Here is a 22239-nt window from a genome sequence, read left to right on the forward strand (position 1 = left end):
CCGATCACAGTTGGGCGCGAAGCCTTTCGACGAGGCCCACCAATCTCGCGTAGTGTGACCCGGCCCAGTAGATTCGCCCGCACCGTGCGCACCGGCTGAACTTCTCGTAGCGCTCGCGCGTCAGCGGCTCGAGCTGGTCGATCACCTCGCCCTTGGCGACCGCCGCCAGCGCGCCGTTGCAGCGGATACATCGCGACAGCGGCGCCAGCCGTTGCGCGAGGTCCAGTCGCCGTATCACCTCCAGCGCCTGTTGCTCCGCGTCCTGGGAGTGGACGAACAAACCGTGGGTGATGGCGCGGCGCTTCAACAGGCCACGATCCCGGGTCAGCAGGATCCGCTGCTGGGTCAGGCTGACATCGGCAAGGGTCGCGTCGTCGGCGTCGCTGGACCACCACACGTCGAAGCCGAGCACGCGAAGCAGCCGCGCGAGCCGCCCGAGATTGACGTCGACGACGAAGCGCGTGTCCCGCAACGGCGCTGGCCGCAGCCGCGCCGTCGACCCCACGTCCAGCGCCTCGAACATCGGGTAGGCCGCGATCCGGTCGCCCGCGCTCGGGCGGTAACCGAACCCCCGCGAAGACCCGTTCACCAGGATCAGGTCGACCTCGGTATGCGGAATGCCCATCGCCTCCAGCAGGTCCTTCACCGTTTGGTGGCTGCGAAAGGGGCGGCGCGTCGCCACACCCCGCGACGCGGGCGGCAGGAAGTCGTTCAGTTCGGCGTACGCCCGAACCTCGACGTAGCCGGGCGGTTCGCTCATCCACCCGGTCCGGCACCCGCGGCGGCGCCGGCTCGGACGATCATCGGCCGCGGGTAACCCGCACCCGGCACCGCCCGTCGCAGCGTGTCCGCGACGGCGTCCGCCCGGCTGTCCGGCACCAGCGCGATCACGCAGCCGCCGAATCCGCCGCCGGTCATCCGAGCGCCGAAAGCTCCCGCGCGCACCGCCGTATCGGCGATCAGATCGATGTGTTCGGTGGTGATGTTGAAGTCGTCCCGCATGGAGACGTGCGAAGAGGTGAAGATGCGTCCGGCTTCGACGAAGTCCGACTCACTCAATGCCCCGACAAAATCCAGTACCCTGCCGTTCTCGGTGAGGACGTGGCGTGCGCGGCGGGCATCGATCGGGTTGTGGATCGCGTGCAGCTCCGCGCGTCCGCGGTCCCAGATCTCGCGTAGCGACGAGGCCCCCAGGTCGGCCGCCGCTCGCTCGCACGAAGCCCGCCGGGCCGCGTAGTCGCCGCCGGCGTGACGATGGGGGGCCCGGGAGTCGATCAGCAGCAGCCTCACCCCGCGCGCCTCCGGCTCGAAGCCCACCGGGGTCACGGTGAGGTCGCGAAAGTCGATCAGCAGCGCCGCGGACGGGGCCCCGAACAGCGAGGCCAGCTGGTCGAGCAAACCCGTTGGGGCGCCCACGTAATCGTTCTCGGCGCGCTGGGCCAGCCGCGCCCTCTCCACGAGGTCGGCGGGTGCGCCGCCCACGGCAGACGCGATGGCGCCCAGCACCGCGCACTCCAGCGCGGCCGAGGAGGACAGGCCCGAGCCCATCGGCACGTCGCTGGTGACCGACATGGTGCCGCCGGGCACCGGGTGGCCGGCCTGGCGCAGCGCCCAGATCACCCCGGCGACGTAGGCGGCCCAGCCGTCCACACCGCCGGGGGCGGTGTCGAGCGGAATGCGCACCGGGGCGTCGGCGCGATCGCTGCGCACCGTGATCGCGTCGGCGCCGTCGGGTGCGAAGGTCACCACGGTGCGCTGCGGTAGCGCGATCGGCAGCGCGAACCCCAGGTTGTAGTCGGTGTGTTCCCCGATCAGGTTGACCCGCCCGGGGGCGCCATACCGCACCGTCTCGGTCATAGGCCGAGGTCCCGCAACCGCCGCGCCACGTCCTCGGGGGTGACGTCGCTGATGAACGCGTCCATCGCCGATTCGGAGGCCGCCAGGTACTTGAGCTTGGTCGCGCTGCGCCGGATCGACATCAGCTCGATGTGGAAGTAGCCGTCGGCCTGCGCCTCGGTGTCGGCGAACTGGTGCAGCGCCGAAATGTAGGGCAGTGGACCGACGGCAGCCGGATACATCCGGTCGAAGCGCCCCAGCACGTCGAGGTAGATCCGCGCCAAACCGTCGAGCTCGTCCTCGGCGAGCTCGATGAGGTTGTGCACGAACCGATTCGGGTAGATGTGCACCTCGACCGGCCAGCGCGCGGCGAACGGCACGAACGCCGTGAACGCCTCGGTGCGCGCGACGATGCGACCGCCGTCGGCGACCTCGTGCGCCAGCAGGTCGGCAAAGAGGTTGCCGCCGTGGCGCATTCGGTGCTCACGGGCCTGGCCGAGCATGGCCGCCGTCCGCGGCGTCAGGTACGGGTAGCCGTAGATCTGGCCGTGCGGATGCGTCAGCGTCACCCCGATCTCCTCGCCGCGGTTTTCGAAACAGAAGACCTGCTCGATGCCCGGCGTGGACATCAGATCGGCGGTGCGGTGGCGCCACGCGTCGACGACCAGACGGGCGTGCCCGGGGTCCAGCTCCGCGAACGATCCGGTGTGGTCGGCCGAAAAGCAGATCACCTCGCAGCGCCCGCGCGCGGGGGCGGACACGAAGCCGGCGTCGGCCGGCGCGGGCGCCGGTGCGCCCACTCCGGACAGGCTCGGGAACCGGTTCTCGAAGACGACGACGTCGTAGTCGGGAGCGGGCACCTCGCTGGTCAGCCCGGTTGGACCCGGGCACAGCGGACACTGCTCCGCGGGCGGCTTGTAGGTGCGGTCCTGGCGCAGCGCGGCGATGATGACCCACTGCCCGGTCGCCCGGTCGAACCGCAACCGCGCCTGGTCCGGATCGCGCGCGGGCAGCGGCCTGCGGTCTTCGACCGGCGCGGGACGATGGCCGGGCAGCGCGAAGAACAGCAGGTCGCGGCCATCGGCCAGCTTCGCCCGCGTCGGCGCCGTCACGATGTCGAAGACTAGCTTGGGGGTGCTGTGTCGAGCAGGCGAGAGGGGGTCGGGCGATAACCGGTGCCTACGAACGAGCCCGCAACTGGTGGGCCGGGTCCGATCCCGGGCTGCTGCGGCTGCGGATGGCGACGCGGACGACGGCCGCGCTCGGCTGTTCGCTGCTGGTCATGTTCGTGCTGACCAGAACGACCGGGCAGCCGCTGACGGTCGCGCTGCTCGGCGTCGTCATCACCATGGTCGCCTCGCGATCGGTCAACGAACCGGGACCGCGCGAGCAACGGATCACGATGGCGCTGCTGCCGGTGCCGGCGGCGGCCGCCATCACCGCCGCCGCGCTGCTGGCGCCGCACCCGGTCGCCAGCGACGCCGTCTTCGTGGCGATCGTCTTCGCCGCGGTGTACATCCGCCGCTTCGGGCCGCGCGGGCGGGCGCTGGGCATGGTCGCTTTCATGTCCTATTTCTTCACTTTGTATCTGCGGGCCCGCATTTCGGAGTTGCCGTGGATGATCGGCGCGGTCCTGGTGGGGACGCTGTGCACGTTTGTCATGAGCGCCTACGTCCTGCCCGACCGGCCCGAGCGCGTGCTGCGCTCCACGATTCGCGCGCTGCGGGCCCGGATGGCGATCGTGGTCGACACCACCGCCGAAGCGGTACGCACCGGCCGCCTGGACGAACGGCGCCGCCGCCGCATGCGCGCCCGCACCATCCGGCTCAACGAGACCGCGCTGATGGTGCAGGGCCAGATCGAAGACCGGGCCGACGCCGCCACGCCGTGGCCCGGCGTGACGAGCGAGCAATTGGCCCCCTGGCTGTTCGACGCCGAGCTGTCCATCGAATGGGTCGCCACCGCCGGCCGTCGAGCGGCCGTCACAACCGACATACCCGCCGCCACCCGCGCCGAACTCGTCGCGGCGCTCGCCCAGCTCGCGCGGGCGATCCGCGCGCCGCAGGCCCGCGGGCTCGAGCAGGCCGCGCGGCGGGCGCGACGGATCCTCGACCGGCAGCCGGCGACGACCGCATCCGGCGACCCCGGCGCCGTCGCCGTGCGCCGCCTCGCCCTGGCGATCATCAACGCCGCCAACGCAACCGCCGAAGTCCGGGCGATAGTCGAAGGCGTCGCCTCCGGAAAAGCCGCGCCGCCGGACACCGAGAGCCTGCCGGCCGCCACGCCGGACACCGACGGCCCGGACGATGGCGCCGCAGGGGGCCTGCGGCCGACCACCCGGCAGGCGATCCAGGTGTCCGTCGCCGCGTCGCTGGCCATCGTCACCGGCGAACTGGTGTCGCCGGCCCGCTGGTACTGGGCGGTGATCGCGGCGTTCGTCATCTTCGCCGGGACGAATTCCTGGGGCGAGACCCTGACCAAAGGCTGGCAACGCCTGCTCGGCACCATGCTCGGCGTGCCGAGCGGGGTGCTGGTGGCGACGCTGGTGTCCGGGCACACGATTGCCTCGCTCGTCGCGATCTTCGTGTGCCTGTTCTGCGCCTTCTATTTCATGACGGTCACCTACAGCCTGATGACCTTCTGGATCACCACGATGCTGGCGTTGCTGTACGGCCTGTTGGGCCAATTCTCGTTCGGCGTGCTGATGCTGCGCCTCGAGGAAACCGCGATCGGCGCCGTCATCGGCGTGGCGGCGGCGATCCTGGTGCTGCCGACCAATACCCGCGCCACCATCCGCAACGACACCCGCGCGTTCCTGACGGCCCTGTCCACGCTGATCGAGATCTCCACCGCGACCATGTTCGGCGAGGAGGAGGCCGCCAGTCCGACCGAGCAGGCGCGCCAACTCGACCGGGCGCTGCAGCAGTTCCGTGTCAGCGCCAAGCCGCTGTTGGCGGGCGTGGCCGGGCTGGCCGGCCGGCGAAGCATCCGGCGCGGCTTGCGGATATTCGCCGCGTGCGACCGCTACGGGCGCAGCCTGGCGCGCAGTGCCGAGCAGTACCAGGATCCGGTCGGATCGGAAAGGGCGGCAACGGAGTTCATGGCGGCCGCCGCCCGGACCCGCAGCAACATCGACGCGCTGATCGCGGCCATCGACGGCGCCGACGGGGTGACGGTCAACTCCGCGACCGACGAGCTCGACGCCGCCGAGACCGCCGCCCGGCAGCGGGACGGCGACGGCGAGCTGCGGCCCGACACCCGGCGGTTCCTCACCGCGGTGCATGCGCTGCGCCAGATCGAACGGGCCATCGACACCGCGGCCGCGATCCTCGGCGTGCGCGATGGCCTGGCGGTGGCCGGCCCGCCGCCGGGCTGACGCCGCGCTACAGGCCCGGCAGGCAGAAGGGAAATACGCACGGTCCCTGGGGCGGCGTCTGAACCTTTCTGAGCAGATCGGCCAGGTGGAGGAGTGACGGCAACAGGATCGCGTCCATTTGCGCCTTCTGGTCCTGCGGCAGATTCCGGCTGTCCAGATCCACCTTGGTGACCTGCTGCTGCAGCCCGGCTATCCGCTGGTTTCGCTGCTCGGGGGTCAGAGCTTCCCAGCTGGCGTCCAGGTCCGCGATCTGGCGCCGCAGCTCCTCCGCCTCCGCCATCGGGTCCCCCGGGGCCGGCTGCAGTGGATAGTACTGGCGCGTCGCGGGCTGCGCCGGCGTCTCCGCCGGCGCGGGGCTCGCCACCACCAACGCGCCGGCCAACAGGCCGGCCACGACGAGCCATGCCGTGATTCTCATTGAGAAGCACAGTATTTCGTGCCGCGGGGCGACCACGTGGCGTTGCGGGCGGTGTCCATACGTTGAGATTGCGCCGCGGCGCTTGGCGGATTTTCGCCAATTCCTTGCGGAATCCTTGCGTTTGGCCGATACGCGCGACATCGCCGGCGCCGCGACTACCATCGGCACACATGGCCGCCCCGAACCTCCCCCCGGGCTTCGACTTCACCGATCCCGACATCTACGCGCACCGTCTTCCCGTCGCCGAGCTGGCCGAGTTGCGCGCTACGGCGCCGGTCTGGTGGAACGAGCAGGCGCCGGACCAGGGCGGGTTCGGCGACGGCGGCTACTGGGCGGTGACCAAGCACCGCGACATCCGCGACGTCTCGCTGCGCAGCGACGTCTTTTCGTCGGCGGCGAAGTCGATCGTCCCGCGCTACCGGGAAGACCTGGCGGCCGGCCAGATCGAGGCCGGCCGGGCGTCGATGATCATGATGGACGACCCCGAACACAACCGGCTGCGCAAGGTCGTTTCGCGGGCCTTCACGCCGCGCGCGGTCGAGCGGTTGCGCGCCGACCTCGCCGAGCGCGCGCGGCGCATCGTGACCGAAGCCGCGGCGGCGGGGTCGGGCGACTTCGTCCGGCAAGTGGCCTGCGAGTTGCCGCTGCAGGCCATCGCCGGGCTGCTCGGGGTGCCGCAGGAGGACTACCTCAAGCTGTTCGACTGGACCAACAACATGATCGGCAGCGACGACCCCGAATTCGCCGACAACGACTCGCTGACCTCCGCCGGCGAATTGATGTGGTACGCCATGCAACTGGCGGCCCAGAAGCAGGGAGCACCCGGCTCCAAAGATCAGGACATCGTGACGACGCTGGTCCAGGCCGACGCCGAGGGCCAATGCCTGTCTGAGGCCGAGTTCGGCATGTTCGTGGTCACGCTCGCCGTCGCCGGCAACGAGACAACCCGCAACTCGATCACGCAGGGAATGATGGCCTTCACCGATCACCCCGATCAGTGGGAACTGTTCAGGGCGCGGCGGCCCAAGACCGCCGCCGACGAGATCATCCGCTGGGCCACGCCGATCACGGCGTTTCAGCGCACCGCCCTGGCCGACACCGAGATCGGCGGCGTGCGGATCGGCAGGGGCCAGCGGGTCGTGCTGTTCTACCGGTCGGCCAACTTCGACGAAGAGGTCTTCGACGACCCGTACGCGTTCGACGTGCTGCGCAGCCCGAACCCACACCTCGGATTCGGTGGCACCGGCGCGCACTACTGCATCGGCGCCAACCTGGCGCGCATGACGGTCGACCTGATGTTCAACGCGATCGCCGACCACATCCCCGACCTGACCTCGGTGGGCGATCCCGAACGGCTGCGATCGTCGTTCATCAACGGCATCAAGCACTGGCAGGTCGACTACCGGGGCGGGGACCGCGCCACCGTCTAACCGGGACGCGAGAGCCGTTCGAGCACAACGCATTCCGGCCCGGCCACGCCGCCGCAGGCATCGCCCGCGGCCTCGATGAGCCGCGCCATACTGCGTTCGAGCGCGCGCAGCTCCACGAGCTTCGCCCGCAGCGCCGTCAGATGGGTCTCCGCCACACCCCGGGCCTCCAGGCACGAACGGTGGTCGTCCCGCATCAGCTCGACGAGTTGTCGGACCTGCTCGACGGGGAAACCGAGGTCGCGGCAGCGCCGAATGAACGTCAGCCGGCGCACATCGTCGCCGCCGTACCGGCGCTGGCCGCCCACCCGCGCCGGGGTGGGCAGCAGACCGATTTCCTCGTAGTAGCGGATCGCCGGCGCGGTCGTTCCCGTCATATCGGCAAGTTCGCCGATCTTGAGAGCCATGCGTCCATGGTCCCGCTCTCAACCTTGACCCTCAAGCCACTGCAGGTACGACGCTGGAGCCATGAGCTCAGAACGTAGACCCATCCCGCTCACCTGCACCCTGACCGCCGACGAGCACGCCGGCCGCATTCGGTGGATCCACGAGCTCAACGCCGGCGCGCTGAGCGGCTATGACCGCTACGGCTCACGGCTGCGATTGGTCTACCACCCGGCGGCGGCCCCCACCGTGCGGGAATTCGTGCGCCGCGAACGGCAATGTTGCCCCTTCCTGGACTTCACCATCGAGGAGCGGCAGGACGCGCTCGTCGTAACGATCGAGGCCCCAACCGGACTGGGCGCCACCGCCGACGCGCTGTTCGCCGCCTACCCGCGGGGGCGGCGCCGATGATCGAAGTGATGCGCGAAAGCGACGGGGACGTGCTGGGCTTGCGCGCGACGGGAAAACTGAGCGTGGCGGATTACCACGACGTGCTGGAGCCCTCGGTGCGGACGCTGCTGGCGCGTTTCGATTCGCTGAAGGTGCTGTTTTGTCTCGACGAGCCGTTCCACGGCTGGACCCCGCGCGCGGCCTGGGCAAACACGGTCTTTGATGTCAAGCATCGCAACCACTTTGCCAAGGTCGCGGTCGTCGGCGCACCGCGGTGGGAGCAATGGTGCGTCAATGTCGCGGCCGCGCTGCTGATGAGCGGCGAGTTGCGAACCTATGACCGCGAACGGCTGGACGCCGCATGGCGGTGGGTGCGAACGTAGGACTCACCATGAGGATTGCGATCAGCGGTGCCGGCGTGGCCGGAGCCGCGCTTGCCCACTGGCTGCACCGCACCGGACATACGCCGACACTGATCGAGAAGGCGCCGAAGTTCCGCACCGGCGGCTACATGATCGACTTCTGGGGCGTCGGCTACCAGGTGGCCAAACGCATGGGCATCGAAAGCGAGGTGCGCGCCGCGGGATACCAGATCCAGCGGCTGCACTCCGTCGGCCCCCGCGGCGAGGTCAAGGCGGACGTGGACGTCGAGGTCTTCCGCCGCATGCTCGGCCACGACTTCACCAGCGTGCCCCGCGGCGACCTGGCCGCCACGATCTACGACACCGTCGAGGGCAAGGTCGAAACGATCTTCGGGGACAGCATCGCCGCCGTCGACGACCACGGCGACGGCGTTCGGCTCACCTTCGACCAAGCCGCGCCGCGCGATTTCGACCTGCTCATCGGCGCCGACGGATTGCATTCCAACGTGCGGCGGCTGATCTTCGGGCCCGACCGGGAATACGAGCACTACCTGGGCTGCAAGGTCGCCGCGTGTGTGGTCGACGGCTACCGGCCGCGCGACGAGTTGATCTATGTCATGTACGCCACACCGGGCCGCCAGCTCGCACGGTGCGCGCTGCGCGGCGACCGCACGATGTTCCTTTTCATTTTCCGCGCGGCCCACGACGATCACGGCGAACCGCCAAAGGACCAGCTGCGCAACGAGTTCGGTGATGTCGGCTGGGAGAGTCGGGAGATCCTGGCGACGCTGGACGCGGTCGACGACTTGTACTTCGACGTCGTCGGTCAGATCCGCATGGACCGCTGGTCGCGGGGAAGGGCGCTGCTGATCGGCGACGCGGCCGGCTGCATTTCCCTGCTCGGCGGCGAGGGCACCGGCCTGGCGATCACCGAGGCGTACGTGCTGGCCGGTGAGCTCGCGCGGGCCGGCGGCGATCACCGCCGCGCCTTCGACGCCTACGAGAAGCGGATGCGTCCGTTCATCGAGAGCAAGCAGTCCGGTGCCGCGAAGAACATCCCCTTCTTCGCGACGAGGACCCGTTTCGGTCTGTGGTTCCGCATCCTGGCGATGCGCACCATGAACTTCGGTCCGATGGCACGGCTTTTCGCCAGCACCGTCATCGACGACTTCGACTTGCCGGACTACCAGATCTAGCGGGATTCAGGGATCTAGATTGAAGGCATGACCGAACCCGGTGCGACCCGCGTGGCGGTCTACCTCGACTTCGACAACATCGTGATCTCGCGGTACGACCAGGTCAATGGGCGCAACTCGTTCCAGCGCGACAAGGCCAACGGGCTCGAGCAGCACCCCGAGCGGCTGGCCCGGGCCACCGTCGACGTCGGCGCGATCATCGATTTCGCGTCGTCGTTCGGGACACTGGTGCTCACCCGCGCCTACGCGGACTGGTCGGCGGACGTCAACGCCGGGTACCGCGGGCAGCTGGTGGCGCGCGCGGTCGATCTGGTGCAACTGTTCCCGGCGGCCGCCTACGGCAAGAACGGCGCCGACATCCGGCTCGCGGTCGACGCGGTCGAGGACATGTTCCGGCTGCCCGACCTGACCCACGTGGTCATCGTGGCGGGCGACTCCGATTACATCGCGCTGGCGCAGCGCTGCAAGCGGCTCGGCCGCTACGTGGTGGGCATCGGCGTGGCCGGGGCGTCGAGCCGTTCGCTGGCGGCGGCCTGCGACGAGTTCGTCATCTACGACGCGCTGCCGGGGGTTCCGGTGTTCGAGCCCGAGCCGGCTTCCGGTGACACCGACGAGACGGCCAAGCCCAAGAAGCGGTCCGGGCGCAAGACGGCCAGGCGCGAGGAGCCCGAGGAGACACCGGACCCCCAGGCCGCCGCCACCGCGCTGCTGACGCGCGCGCTGCAGATCGGCCTGGAGAAGGACGACGTCGACTGGCTGCACAACTCGGCGGTCAAGGCGCAGATGAAGCGGATGGACCCCTCGTTCAGCGAAAAGTCCCTGGGATTCCGGTCATTCAGCGACTTCCTGCGCGCGCGGTCCGACCTCGTCGAGTTGGACGAGAGTTCCACGACCCGGATGGTGCGGCTGCGCGGCCACGACTAGCGTGGCGGTCCCGGCGAGCCACACGACAATACGTATTTTGCGTTGTGTATGGCCGCAGGGGGCCCGCGGCCTACCCCGGTCGTTGACATGGCCCCACCCTGGCCATACATTGACTGAAAGTCGTCGCGAGCATGAACATGCATCAGGCAGGGGTCCGTCATGACCGTCAGTGCCAGTCCCACAAGCGTTTTCGACGCCGACCTACCGACATTGGCCTATGACGCCGAGGAAACCCCCGCCGAGGTCTGCCCCCGATTGCGCGAGGCGCAGCGGCAGGCCCCCGTCGCGATGGGACCGTTCGGTCCCGAGGTGCTCTCCTACCACCTGGTGCGTTCGGTGCTGCGCGATCCGCGGTTCCAGATCCCGCCCGGGCTGAACATGCTCACCCAGGGCATCAGCTCGGGCCCGCTGTGGGACAAGGTCGTCAACAGCCTGCTGTGCATGGAGGGCGCCACCCACCATCGGGTGCGCAGCCTGGCGTCCAAGGCCTTCACCCCCCGGGCGACCCTGCGCCTGCACGACACGATGGCCGCCGTGATGACCGAGCTGGTCGACAGCGTCGCCGACGCGGGCCGCTGCGACGTGGTCACCGATCTCGCCCGCCCCTACCCGGTCCCGATCATCTGCGCGCTGCTCGGCGCGCCCCGCGAGGACTGGCAGCGGTTTTCGACGTGGGCCGACGACGTCTTCAAGGCCTTCAGCTTCACGGTCGACCTGCGCGAGGTCGAGCCGGTGGTCATGCGCGCCTGGGGCGAGCTCGACGACTACGTCGACGACATGGTCGCCCGCCGCCGGCACAGCCTCACCGACGACCTGCTGTCCGACCTGATCCGCGCCGAGGAGGACGGCGACCGGCTCAGCGCCGCCGAACTGCGCATGATGGCGGGCGGGCTGCTGTTGGCGGGCACGGACACCACGCGCAACCAGGTCGCCGCCTCGGTGCACGTGCTGTGCGAGGACCCCGAGCAGTGGGTGCTGCTCAAGGAGCGGCCCGAGCTGGCGATGCGCGCGGTCGAGGAGACCATGCGGCACTCGCCGATCGCGTGCGGGACCCTTCGGCTGGTCGCCGAGGACGCCGAGCTCGACGGCTTCCTGTTTCCCGCCGGCACCACGGTGCTGGTGAATACCGCTGCCGCCAACCGCGATCCCGCCGTGTACGACGACCCCGACGGCGTCGACATCACGCGCGAGGGCGCGCCGCCGATCTTGACGTTCGGCGGCGGCGTGCACTACTGCCTGGGCGCCAACCTGGCGCGGCGCGAACTCGCCGAGGCGCTGAACGTCATCGCCGGCCGGTTGCTGAACCCGCGCATCACGGGCCCGGTCCCGTGGAAGCCGATGGTGAGCCTGAGCGGCCCGAAGAGCCTGCCCATCGAATTCGACACCTAGTCACTTGCGCGAGCTGGTGGCACCTCCCGCCCGCGCGAGCAGACGCAGAATCGCACTGCTACAGCCGAATCCATGCGAGTCTGCGTCTGCTCGCGGTGGGAAGATGGGTGCGGTGATCCTCGCCGTTGACCTGGGCAAGACGACCTGCCGGGCCGCCGCGGGCCGGCGCAGGGCCGAGGGGCCGGGCGCGCCGGGGCTGGCCGCGCCGGGCGGGGTACGCGCCGCCGAGGCGGCGATCCTCGCGGTCGCGCGTGAGTTCGGCCCGCCCGAGGACGTGATCGTGGGCGCCGCCGGGGCGCTGGCGGCACCCGAAGCGGCACGCGCCCTGGGCCATGCGCTGCTGGGCTCCCTGCCGGCCGAGCGCGTCGCGGTCACCGGCGACGCCGTGCTCGCGCACGCGGGGGCGCTGAACGGGAAGCCCGGCGTCGTGCTGATCGCGGGCACCGGCGTCGTGGCGCTCGCGATCGGCGCCGACGGCACGCTCCGCACCGTGGACGGGTGGGGCCCGTGGCTGGGCGACGAGGGCGGCGGCGCCTGGATCGGGGCCGCCGGGCTGCGCGCGGCGCTGCGCGCCCTCGACGGCCGCGGCCCGGCCACCGCGCTGGCGGACGCCGCGCGCGCCCGATTCGGCCCGCCGCGCACCTGGCCCACCCGGCTCAGCAGCGCCGCCGCGCTGGCCGCCTTCGCGCCCGACGTCCTCGCCGCGCGGGGCGACGCCGAGGCGTCGGCGATCGTCCGCGCCGCGGCCGACGCCCTCGCCGCGACGGCCCGCGCGGCCGGCGATGGCCCGGTGGCCATGGTCGGCGGCCTGGCGGGAGTCCGGGCGCTGCGCGCGCGGCTCGACCTCGTCCCGGCCGCCGGCGACGCGCTGGACGGTGCGCTGCGCCTGGGGGCGATCCACGAGCCACATCTGATCCGCGTGCGGGCCGCCGCCGCCACGGGCCGGCTCGACGCGCTCGCCACCGAGGGCCACCGTCCGGACCTGGACGACCTCGATACGCGGCCGATCGCCGAGCTGGTCGCGCTGCTGGTCGAGGCCGAGGGCGACGCGCACGCCGCGGTGGTGGCCGCGGTCCCGCGGATCGCGGCGGCGGCCGAGGCGATCGCCGCGCGGCTCGAGCGCGGCGGCAGGCTGATCTATGCCGGCGCGGGGACGCCCGGGCGCCTCGGCGTGCTCGACGCGGCCGAGTGCGGTCCGACGTTCGGCACCGATCTGGTGCGCGGCGTGATCGCCGGCGGACCGGCGGCGCTGACCGAGGCGATCGAGGGCGCGGAGGACGCGTTCGAACCCGCCGATCTCGCCGGGCTGACTTCCGCCGACGCGCTCGTCGGCATCACGGCGTCGGGCCGCACGCCGTACACGCTCGGGGCGCTCGAGCACGCGCGCGCGACCGGCGCGCTGACCGTCGCGATCGTCAACAACCCGGGCAGCGCGGCGCCGGCCGACATCGTGGTCGAGCTGCTGACCGGGCCCGAGGTGCTCGCCGGCTCCACGCGACTGACCGCCGGGACGGCCCAAAAGGTTGCGCTCAACGCGCTTTCGACGAGCGTGATGATCGCGCTCGGCAGGGCCTACGGCCCGCGGATGGTCGACGTGCGCGCGACCAACGCGAAGCTGCGCCGCCGCGCGGTGCGCATCGTCCGCGACGCGACCGGCGTCGACGAGGAGGCCGCGGCCGCCGCGCTCGCCGCCGCGGGCGGCCACGCCAAGACCGCGATCGTCGCGCTGCTCGCGGGCGTCGACGCGGCCGAGGCCGCCGTCCGGCTGGACCGGGCGCGGGGGCACGTGCGGGACGCGCTGGCGCCGCCGGGGCAGCCTTAGGGGATCGGCGGGTGGGCCGATGACCACGGGTGGGCCGATTCCAGTTGTGCCGCAACGCGAATCAGCACATCCTCGCGACCATAGGCGGCTGCCAGCTGGACGCCGACGGGAAGGCCCTCGGCGTTGCGGTGCAGGGGCAGGCTGATCGCCGGTTGCCCGCTCATGTTGAACGGCGGCGTGAACACCGCGAACCGGCCGGCGCGGCGCATCGGCGCGGTCGGCTGCTCGGGGTCGTTCTCGAATTCCGTCAGCGGCGGCGGCGGCTCGGCCACCGTCGGGGTCAGCAGCAGGTCCCAGCCGTCGGCCCACCACTGCTGCAGCGCCCTGCGGAAGGTCCAGCCCGCCGCCTGCGCCGCCGCGTAGTCCACCGCGGTCAGCCGCTGCGCCTGCTGGACGAGGACCCAGTTCACCGGCTCGATGTCCGCCGCGGTCATCTCGCGTCCGAGCGTCTCGCCGAAACCGCGCGCCGCCATCGCCATCTGGGTCGCCCACAGCGCCATGAACTTTTCGACCAGCGTGGTGTCGGCCAGGCACTGCGGCCAGGCGGGTTCGACGTGGTGGCCGAGAGCCTCCAGCATCGCCGCCGCGGTGCGCGCCGCCTCGACGCAGTCGGCGTGCAGGAATTCGCCGCGGGGATGCACGTCGAGCAGCCCGATCCGCAACCGGCCCGGGTCGGCGCCCACCTCGGCGGCGTACGGCCGCTCCGGCGCCGGGGCGATGACGGAGTCGCCGATCCCGGGCCCGCGCACCGCGTCGAGCAGCCTCGCCGTGTCGCGCACCGTGCGCGTGACGCACAGCTCGACACCCAGCCCGGTCTCCGCGCGCACGGGGCCCACCGAGATCCTGCCCTGGCTCGGCTTGAGTCCCACCAGCCCGCAGCACGACGCCGGAATCCGGATGCTGCCGCCGCCGTCGGAGGCGTTGGCGAACGGCACCATCCCGGCGGCCACCGCCGCCGCGGCGCCGCCGCTGGACCCGCCCGGCGTGCGATCCAGCGCCCACGGGTTGCGGGTGGGCCCCCAGGCCAGCGGTTGGGTGGTCGGCAGGCTGCCCATCTCCGGGGTGTTGGTCCGCCCGGCGATCACCAGGCCCGCCGCCTTGAATCGGGCCACCAAGGTGGTGTCGGCGGTGTCGATCTTGGCCGCCTCTTTCAGCGCGACGTTGCCGTTCGACAGGGTTTGGCCGGCGAAGCTCGTATACAGATCCTTGAGCAGGAACGGGACACCGCGAAACGGGCCCCTGGGCAGGCCGGGGTCGGCGGCAACGGATCGGGCGTGGTCGAACCACTCGATGACCACCGCGTTCAGCGCTGGGTTGGACCGTTCGATCCGCTCGATCGCCGCCTCGAGCAGCTCGCTCGGCGTGACCTCGCCCCTGGCCACCAGCGCCGCCTGGTCGGTGGCGTCCATCCAGCGGGTGTCTTCGGCAAGGCTGCTCATGGCTATCGGTGTATCACTTCCGAGTCGCGGCCGGTATCGGTCGGCCTTACGCTCGGTGGTTACTAGGTAGCGGGGGTTTGGTTGTGTCCACACGCAGGTTCGCCCTGATGGCGGCCGCCTGCCTCGTCGTCGCGTCCTGTTCGGAGACCGTCGGTCCGCCCGCGGAAACCCCGACCACGTCGACCGCGCCGACCCCTGGGGCCACGACCACCACATCGACTCCTCCGCCCTCGATGACGGGCCCGCTGCAGAAGGACTGGAAGAGCTACGGCGGGACGGCGTACTTCGGCTGCCCGGAGAAATTCACGCAGAGCCCCTCGGTGCTAGAGGACATCCGGCCCAAGGTGTTCGACACCAAGACCGGGCAGTACGTCGCGCCGGGCGTTCCCGCGCCGCCCGCCGGCGAGCGGGTGACCGGCGGCATCTGCGCGCTGGCGGGCACGGCCGACGACATGCGGGTGGTCTATCTGGTGGCAACCGAGAAGAAGGCCACCGCATACGCTTTCGATCTCAGGACCAATCAGCCGTTGGTCACCAAGGAACTGCAGCCGCCCAACCCCGGCCTGAAACTGACCGGGCCCGACGAATGGGGCCTGGCCGCGACCGCGTCCGGGGTGGCGTGGGTCAACGCCTTCACCGACGGGCGCGGCGCGCCGTCGCCGCCCCGGACCGTGATCCTTTCCGGCTCCGACCTTTCGACGATGTGGGACGACCCCCAGCCCGCCCAGGTGTGGCAGGACGTCGTTGCGTTTCAGCGCAACACCGGCGGGGAGTTGCGCCGGCCGAACGGCGAAGCGATCTATCAGGACGACGACATCCAGTCCGTCGACGGCGAATTGTCCGACGGCCCGGACAAACTGGTGAAGATCACGCGCCGGGATCCGGGGAGCCCGCCGGTGATGTCGACCGCATTTTACGATCTGAACGCCAAATCCCTTGTCACGATAGGTGATTCGGACAGTATCTCCGGCGCCGGGCTGGCCGCGACGCTGTCGGACGGGAAGCTGTTCGTCGACGGCCGCAACTCGGACACCTCGCAGTTCGGCTTCGGCGTGTGGAACCTGCGCACCCGGCACTGGGATGTGCTGACCACGCGGGACGACGCGCAGCCGATGTCGATCGCGAAGCTGGCGTTTTTCTCCGACCACCTCTACATCACGCATACCGGCAACACGTTCGCCGTCCTGGCGTTGCCGGCCACGGAGCCGGTCGCGACGAGCTGGTCGGCGCGGCCGTTCGCCCGGATATCGGGGTGGACGCTGGTGTGCCGCGGCGAGAACGTGGCCGGCGGCGACTGCAAGGACATCGTGATGGTGCAGGACCGGGACGGCCGCTTCCCCGGGCCCTGGTTCTAAGCGGCATCAGGTCCAGCCGAGCGCCTGCGGGACCATGTAGAGCCCGAAGGCCATGACGACGAGGCACAGGGCGCGCGCGACGTATTTGTGCGGCCCGCGCATGCGCCATTGCTCGGGCAGCGCCCGGGCCTCGAGCGCCAGCAGCAGCCCCAGCACGACCGGGAGCAGCAACGCGTTCATCACCTCGACGTCGACGGCCAGGTTGACCAGGTCGACGCTGGCCAGCACGAGCACCGCGCCGACGACGTGGGCGTGCGCGTACGTGAGATAGAACTTGGCGGTCTTGCGGCCGGGCCGCTCGTTGAGGGTGTGGCGCCACCCAAAGACCTCCGAGAGGCCCCACGCGCCGGCGAGCGAGGCCACGATCGCGGCGACCAGCGCCGCGCCGAGCATGCCCAGGCCGAACAGGACGGTGCCACCGACGTGGCCGAGGTACGGGGTGAGCGCGCCGGCGATTTGGCCGACGGTCTGCAGTGCCGCGCCGTCGTGGTGTTTGCCCAGTGTTCCGGCCATGGTGACCACGACCGCGATCATGATCAGCTGGGTCAGCACGGCGCCCGCCGCGGTGTCGGCCCGGGCCTGACGAATCGCGGCCTTCGACAAGCGCTTATCGACGACCGCGCCCTGCTGGTAGAAGATCATCCAGGGCATGATGACGGCGCCGACGTTGGCCGCGATCAGCAGCAGATACGACGAGTCGCCCAGCGGCAGCGACTTCAGGCCTTCCACAAGGGCTTTGGGTTCGGGCCGCGCCATCACCATGGCGGCCAGGAACGCCAGTTCGGCCGCGCCGACGATGAGGCCGATGCGTTCGACGCGCCGGTAGCTGCCCGTCAGCGCCAACGCCAGCAGCGCGGCGGTCGCGACCGGAATGCTCACCCGCCGCGAGACGCCGAACAGTTCCCCGACCCCCGCGACCCCGGCGAATTCGGTCAGCAGCGCCCCGATGGCCGACGCGAAAAGCGTGAACGCCGAAACCCAGGCCCAGAACCGGCCGAACCGTTCCCGGATCAGGGCGGCGTGCCCCTTCCCGGTGACGATGCCCAGCCGCACCGTCATTTCCTGCACGACGTAGAGGACCGGCATCAGGATCAACTGCGGCAGGACCATCCGATAGCCCCATTGGGCGCCGGACTGCGACGCGGTGATCAGCGAACCCGCGTCGGTGTCGGCCAACATCACGACCAGCCCGGGGCCCCAGATCGCCAGCAGCCCCCGGCCCAGCCACCGGCGGCGCGAGGCGGATCCGGACGACGCGTCGACCGCGTCGGTCGCCGGCGTGCTTGTCTCGGTCACCTGGGCTAGCTCCTTCGTGCGACGGCGGCGCCGGCGCGATCGGACCCGCGAACCCCGCCAGGGTACGCAGCGTTGCTCGGACCGGACACCGCCGGCCGACCCCTTCGACGCGCCGACCGGATCAGCGAACTTCCGCGCGGGCGGGCCGGTCACTACGATGATTCGACAGCTCCGGTAGAGGGACATCGAGGTACACGGGCGTTATGGACTCGGCAACATGACCGCCCCGGTGCTCGACCTCGACGGGCGAGTGGTCGACCGGCAGCAGGAATTCGCCGACCTCCGGGCCGCGGTGGAGGCGGCGGGGCGCACCGGCGGTGGATGCGTCCTGCTCAGCGGGGCGCCGGGAGTCGGCAAGTCCACGCTGACGCAGGCCTTCGGCGCCGAGGTTTCCGGGCGCGACTGCGTGTTCGCCTACGGGAGGTGCCGGGAGGGTGCGCCCGCACCGTACTCGGCCGTGGGGGATGCGCTCGGCTCGCTGGTCCGCACCATGGAGGCGACCGGGCCCGCCGAACGCGACCGGTGGCGCGCGGACATCCTCGCCGGAATGTCCTCGATCGCGGGGATTCTCGGGGAGCTCGTGCCCGACCTGGCGCGCGTGCTCGGCGAGACCCCGCAGGTGGCGGCGGACCTCGACGCGGCGGACTCACGCCGGCGGCTGCACCGTGCGGCCATCCGGTTGCTGTCCGAAACCGCGTCCTACCGACCCGTGGTGCTGGCGATCGACGACCTGCAGTGGGCCGATCGCGACACCTTGCTCCTGCTGTCCGAGCTGCTGACGGTGTCGCTGCGCAACGTGTTGGTCCTCGGTGCGCATCGCGCGGGTGAATTCGACCCTGCCGCAGCGGGTTTCACCTCCGAGGGCCTGCTCCGGCTCGAGCTCGCCCCGCTGGCCCTCGAGGACGTCGAGGAGTTGCTCGCCGCGGTGTCCGGGCGCGGTGTGGAGCTGGGCGACGTGGCCGCCGAATTCCACCACCGGACCGGCGGCAATCCGCTGCAGGTTCGTCAGCTGCTCTACCGCGCGCAACGCGAAGGCGCGCTCATCCCCGCCGGCGCGAGCGGGCGTCCCAGTTGGGATCTGCGCGTCCTCTCGTCCATCGAGGTCACCGCCACGGCCGCGGAGTTCCTCGGCCGCTACCTCGGTCAGCTGCGCCCGAACGACCGGGCGGTGCTGAGCTCGCTGTCGTGCATCGGGGGCGAGTTCGACCTGGACGACGCCATCGCCGCGGCCGCGGCGCCCCCGGACGTGGTGGCACAGGCGCTTTGGGCGTGCCTCGAGCTTCGACTGCTCGAGGCGGTCGACAGCCGCGGCAGGCGGATCGCCAATGCGATCAGTCGCGACGCCCGGTACCGCTTCAGCCACGACCGCGTGGCGGAGGCGGCGCGGGACGGGATGCCCGACGAAGCCCAACGCGAAACGCACCTGCGGATCGGTCGGCGGCTGGTCGAGCTCGGCGACGATCGGTTGTTCGAAGCGGCACGGCACGTGGGCATCGGCGGGCGTGGGCTGGCCGACGACGCCGAGCGCGTTCGGTTCGCCGAGGTGCTGCGGCGTGCGGCCGGCAAGGCGCGGGCGCAGGCCTCGTTCCCGTTGGCGCTCGAATACTGTCGCAACGCCCTGGGGCTGCTCGGGGAGCGGCGTTGGTCCGCGCACTTCCCCCTGACCCGGGAGCTGCAACTCGACGCCGCGGACGCCGCGCTGCTGGTAGGCGACGTGGCGGCGCTGCACCCGCTCCTCGACGAGGCCGAGGCGAATCTCGGCGAGCCCGCCGACCGCGCCCGCCTGGCCTACCTCAGGCTCAAGGGCCGCGTGGCGCAGAACCGTCTCCAGGATGCCCTCGAGATCGGGCTGCGCGCGCTCGACGAGCTCGGCGAACCGGTGCCGGCCGACGCCGGCAAGGTGCGCATGGGCAACGCGCTGGTGCGAATGCGGCTGACGATGCGCCGCTGGAGCAACGAGCGGCTGCTCGCACTTCCGCGCTGCGACGACCAGCGGGTGATCGCACTGCACCGGATTCTCGCCGAGCTGTGCAGCATGTCGGTTCTCGTCCGCCCCAACCTCTTGCCCTTGCTGGTGCGCAAGCAACTCGATCTCACCTTGGCCCACGGCCACACGCCGTCCTCGCCGCCGGTCATTGCCGGCTACGGGATTGTCCTCGTGCTGCTCGGTGACCACGCGGGCGGCCAGCGCTTCGGCGAGGTCAGCATGCAGCTTGCCGAGCGCCCGGAATTCCGCGAGGCCCGGCCGCAGACGGTGTTCATGTACCTGGACTACATCCACCACTGGCGCCATCCCATCCGCGACGGGTTGGGCGAGCTTCGCGACGCCGTCGAGCAGGCACTCGACCAGGGCGACCAGGAAAACGCCGGATTCCTTCTCGCGGTCCTGCTCTCCCAGTCGTTCTGGGTCGGTCGTCCGCTGGCCGAGATCGACGCCCTCGCAAGCGCCCTCATCCCCCACATCCGTTCCCAGCCCGTGCCCACCGCCCTTTGCCAGGCCGTGCAGCAGCTTTGCCTCAACTTGATGGGGCGCAGTGCCGATCCCCTGCTGCTCGCCGGCGAGAGCGGCTACGACGAGCGCGACGTGCTGCCGGCGGCCCGCCGCGAGGGCGACGAGGTGGCGCTGAGCGCGGCCGCCGCGATGAAGCAGGGCCTGCACTTCTGGTGCGGTGACTACGCCGGCGCGGTCACCGCAACGTCGGAGGCGATGGCGCATCGCGGCGGCCTGGCCGGCGTCGCGGCGTCGCAACTCGTCTACCTGCTGGGCGCCCTCAGCATGATCCAGTGCGCGCCGAGGCATCGCTCGACGGTCCGCTTCGTACGGCAGGCGCTGGAGCTGCATCGGAAGTGGGCTGCGGGGGCGCCGGACAACTACCGGGCGGCGCACGAACTGATCCAGGGGGCGTGGGCGCGGGCGCGCGGACGACACGTCAAGTCCGAGCGCCATCTTCACCTAGCGATCGAGCTCGCGGAGGAAAGCCGGCTCCCGATGATCAGTGCGTACGCCCACGAGGAGGCCGCCGCCCTCTACGCCGACACCGGGCGGAAGACGCTTCACGAACACATGCTGCGGTCGGCGTACCAGCGCTGGCTGAGTCTGGGTTTGGCGGTCCGCACGGACCGGCTCGCGCGGGAACACTCCTGGCTACTCAGACGCGATCTCAAGACGGGCCCGGCCGGGATCGACCCGGTCGGCGCGCATCAGCTTTTGCATGCGCTTTCGGGCGCGCGGACCCCGGACGCCTTGGCCAACATCATCCTGGGCTCCGTCGCGGACACGACCGGTGCGGGCCGCGTCCTGTTCCTCACCGGCGGAGCGGAGAGCCCCACGGTGCGGGCCGTCAATGATCATGGCGACATTTCGATCGTGGACGGGCCATGGACCGAGGTGCCCTACGACCGGGATGCCGTGCGCCGCGCGATCGACAGCGGCTCCACGGTCGTCGTCGGCGCCGACCGCCAGGCGGCGAGTTCGCCGATCCTCGTCGTTCCGATCAGGTTGCACGACACCACGATTGGCGTGATCTACGCCGAGCGGGACGCGTCCGGCCGCACCTTTGGCGCCGACCACGAGGAGGCGGTCACCTTCCTGTGCGAACAGGCCGCCGCTCCCCTGTGGAACTTCCAGCTCGAGGCGCGACTCCGCGCCGCCGACGAGCACCGGCAGTCGCTGATGGACGTGCAATCGAAATTCGTGCCCAACGAATTGCTGCGCATCCTCGACATCGACGACCTCCGCCGCGTGCGCAACGGCTACCGGGTCGAACGCGAAATGACGGTGCTCATCAGCGACATTCGCGGTTACACGACCATGCTCGAGGACATGGACGTCGCCGAGGCGAGTAACTTGGCGATGGGCTTCCTGCGCGCCGTCGAGCTCCCGATCATCAGTTACAACGGCATGATCCAAGACGTGCGCGGCGACGAGATCGTCGCCGTCTTCGACTCGGAGTCCGACGCCGTCCGGGCGGGATTGGCCATGCTGCGCTCCCTGCGCGGGCACAACCGGGAGCGGGCCGCGCTCGGCTCCGCGGAACTGCGGGCGGGAATCGGCATCAACACCGGCACGGTCGGGGTCGGGCTCGTCGGGGGGGTGAACCGCATGGTGCTCACCATCATTGGCGACGCGGTGAACCTGGCCGCGCGCATCGAGAGCACCAACAAACGCTATGGCTCCGCGCTGCTCATCTCCGATGCGACCCATGCCCGCCTCGCGGATCCGGAGCAGTTCGACGTGCGCCGCATGGAGCGCGTCATGGTGGTCAATCGGCGCCGGCCGGTGACGATTTACGAGGTGTACAACGAGGATTCGGCGCCGCTCCGCGCCGCCAAGCGCTCCGCGCAGCCCGCCTTCGACGAGGCCTTCGCGCTGTTCGACGCCGGCGACGTCGAGCGGGCCCGCGCCGCGTTCGAACGATGCCGGCGGCTGTTGCCCGACGACCCCGTCGCACTGCTGCACTTGGCGCACTGCGACGCGGTGGCCCGCGGCGAGATGACCCCAGGTCAGGAAATAGCGCTGTCGAACAAGTAGCGCGCTACCCCACTTTTTTGCGACCGCGATGAATTGCTGGGCACGCGTGCGTTTGTCTGCCATGATTTTGGGCGACAGTCAGGAGGGTCACAGC

The 22239-nt window shown here is 70.8% G+C and carries 17 protein-coding genes and 1 pseudogene; 11 read left to right on the forward strand and 7 right to left on the reverse strand.

Going from position 1 to position 22239, the window contains the following annotated elements; all coding sequences use genetic code 11:
- Positions 1-4: 4 nt before the first annotated feature.
- The 3 genes from BST11_RS00580 to galT are packed head-to-tail and all read right to left on the reverse strand — an operon-like array spanning position 5 to position 2948.
- Positions 5-760, reverse strand: coding sequence for a Mut7-C RNAse domain-containing protein (locus BST11_RS00580; RefSeq protein WP_083136085.1), 756 nt, complete (start codon positions 758-760; stop codon positions 5-7).
- Positions 757-1857 (reverse strand): galactokinase, encoded by a 1101-nt coding sequence (locus BST11_RS00585; RefSeq protein ID WP_083136086.1) that lies wholly within the window; start codon positions 1855-1857, stop codon positions 757-759. Before BST11_RS00585 ends, BST11_RS00580 begins: the two co-directional genes overlap by 4 nt.
- On the reverse strand, positions 1854-2948 hold the full coding sequence (gene galT, locus BST11_RS00590) for a galactose-1-phosphate uridylyltransferase (protein ID WP_083136087.1): 1095 nt from the start codon (positions 2946-2948) through the stop codon (positions 1854-1856). Before galT ends, BST11_RS00585 begins: the two co-directional genes overlap by 4 nt.
- A 125-nt stretch (positions 2949-3073) precedes the next feature.
- Here galT and BST11_RS00595 point away from each other — a divergent pair, with 125 nt between their 5' ends.
- A complete protein-coding gene (locus BST11_RS00595) occupies positions 3074-5212 on the forward strand; it encodes an FUSC family protein (RefSeq protein WP_083136088.1) in 2139 nt (712 codons plus the stop codon).
- A 7-nt stretch (positions 5213-5219) separates the two neighbouring features.
- On the opposite strand, the gene BST11_RS00600 is transcribed toward BST11_RS00595, so the two are convergent.
- Positions 5220-5630, reverse strand: coding sequence for a hypothetical protein (locus tag BST11_RS00600; RefSeq protein WP_083136089.1), 411 nt, complete (start codon positions 5628-5630; stop codon positions 5220-5222).
- A gap of 170 nt (positions 5631-5800) precedes the next feature.
- Here BST11_RS00600 and BST11_RS00605 point away from each other — a divergent pair, with 170 nt between their 5' ends.
- Positions 5801-7060, forward strand: a complete 1260-nt coding sequence (locus tag BST11_RS00605) for a cytochrome P450 (protein WP_083136090.1) — start codon at positions 5801-5803, stop codon at positions 7058-7060.
- On the opposite strand, the gene BST11_RS00610 is transcribed toward BST11_RS00605, so the two are convergent.
- A complete protein-coding gene (locus tag BST11_RS00610) occupies positions 7057-7464 on the reverse strand; it encodes a MerR family transcriptional regulator (protein WP_083136091.1) in 408 nt (135 codons plus the stop codon). The two genes, BST11_RS00605 and BST11_RS00610, sit on opposite strands and share 4 nt — an antisense overlap.
- A 61-nt stretch (positions 7465-7525) precedes the next feature.
- Between BST11_RS00610 and BST11_RS00615 the strand changes: the two genes are divergently transcribed.
- The 7 genes and pseudogenes from BST11_RS00615 to murQ all read left to right on the forward strand — a co-directional run bounded on the left by BST11_RS00615 (position 7526) and on the right by murQ (position 13524).
- A complete protein-coding gene (locus BST11_RS00615) occupies positions 7526-7852 on the forward strand; it encodes a hypothetical protein (RefSeq protein WP_083136092.1) in 327 nt (108 codons plus the stop codon).
- Positions 7849-8214, forward strand: coding sequence for a SpoIIAA family protein (locus BST11_RS00620; RefSeq protein WP_083136093.1), 366 nt, complete (start codon positions 7849-7851; stop codon positions 8212-8214). Before BST11_RS00615 ends, BST11_RS00620 begins: the two co-directional genes overlap by 4 nt.
- Before the next feature lie 8 nt (positions 8215-8222).
- Entirely contained in the window at positions 8223-9389 is a 1167-nt protein-coding gene (locus tag BST11_RS00625) for an FAD-binding domain (protein WP_083136224.1), read from the forward strand.
- Between the two features lie 27 nt (positions 9390-9416).
- A complete protein-coding gene (locus BST11_RS00630; RefSeq protein ID WP_083136094.1) occupies positions 9417-10313 on the forward strand; it encodes an NYN domain-containing protein in 897 nt (298 codons plus the stop codon).
- A 159-nt stretch (positions 10314-10472) separates the two neighbouring features.
- Positions 10473-11702 carry a cytochrome P450 gene (locus tag BST11_RS00635; RefSeq protein WP_083136095.1) on the forward strand — a complete coding sequence of 410 codons (1230 nt, stop codon included), beginning with the start codon at positions 10473-10475 and terminating at the stop codon, positions 11700-11702.
- Between the two features lie 103 nt (positions 11703-11805).
- Positions 11806-12480 (forward strand): annotated as a pseudogene (locus BST11_RS29110) (BadF/BadG/BcrA/BcrD ATPase family protein); the annotation flags it as partial.
- 141 nt (positions 12481-12621) lie between these two features.
- On the forward strand, positions 12622-13524 hold the full coding sequence (gene murQ / locus BST11_RS29115; RefSeq protein WP_308211622.1) for an N-acetylmuramic acid 6-phosphate etherase: 903 nt from the start codon (positions 12622-12624) through the stop codon (positions 13522-13524).
- Here the strand turns inward: murQ and BST11_RS00645 are convergent.
- The gene (locus BST11_RS00645) at positions 13521-14963 is read right to left on the reverse strand and encodes an amidase (protein WP_083136097.1); all 1443 of its coding nucleotides are present in this window, start codon (positions 14961-14963) and stop codon (positions 13521-13523) included. The two genes, murQ and BST11_RS00645, sit on opposite strands and share 4 nt — an antisense overlap.
- A 107-nt stretch (positions 14964-15070) precedes the next feature.
- Between BST11_RS00645 and BST11_RS00650 the strand changes: the two genes are divergently transcribed.
- The gene (locus BST11_RS00650) at positions 15071-16318 is read left to right on the forward strand and encodes a hypothetical protein (protein ID WP_083136098.1); all 1248 of its coding nucleotides are present in this window, start codon (positions 15071-15073) and stop codon (positions 16316-16318) included.
- 6 nt (positions 16319-16324) lie between these two features.
- On the opposite strand, the gene BST11_RS00655 is transcribed toward BST11_RS00650, so the two are convergent.
- On the reverse strand, positions 16325-17614 hold the full coding sequence (locus BST11_RS00655) for an NRAMP family divalent metal transporter (protein ID WP_083136099.1): 1290 nt from the start codon (positions 17612-17614) through the stop codon (positions 16325-16327).
- A gap of 229 nt (positions 17615-17843) precedes the next feature.
- Between BST11_RS00655 and BST11_RS00660 the strand changes: the two genes are divergently transcribed.
- Positions 17844-22145, forward strand: a complete 4302-nt coding sequence (locus BST11_RS00660; RefSeq protein WP_211284593.1) for an AAA family ATPase — start codon at positions 17844-17846, stop codon at positions 22143-22145.
- The last annotated feature ends 94 nt before the right edge of the window (positions 22146-22239 follow it).

It is taken from the genome of Mycobacterium alsense, assembly GCF_002086635.1.
In the GTDB taxonomy this organism is placed as follows: Bacteria; Actinomycetota; Actinomycetes; order Mycobacteriales; family Mycobacteriaceae; genus Mycobacterium; species Mycobacterium alsense.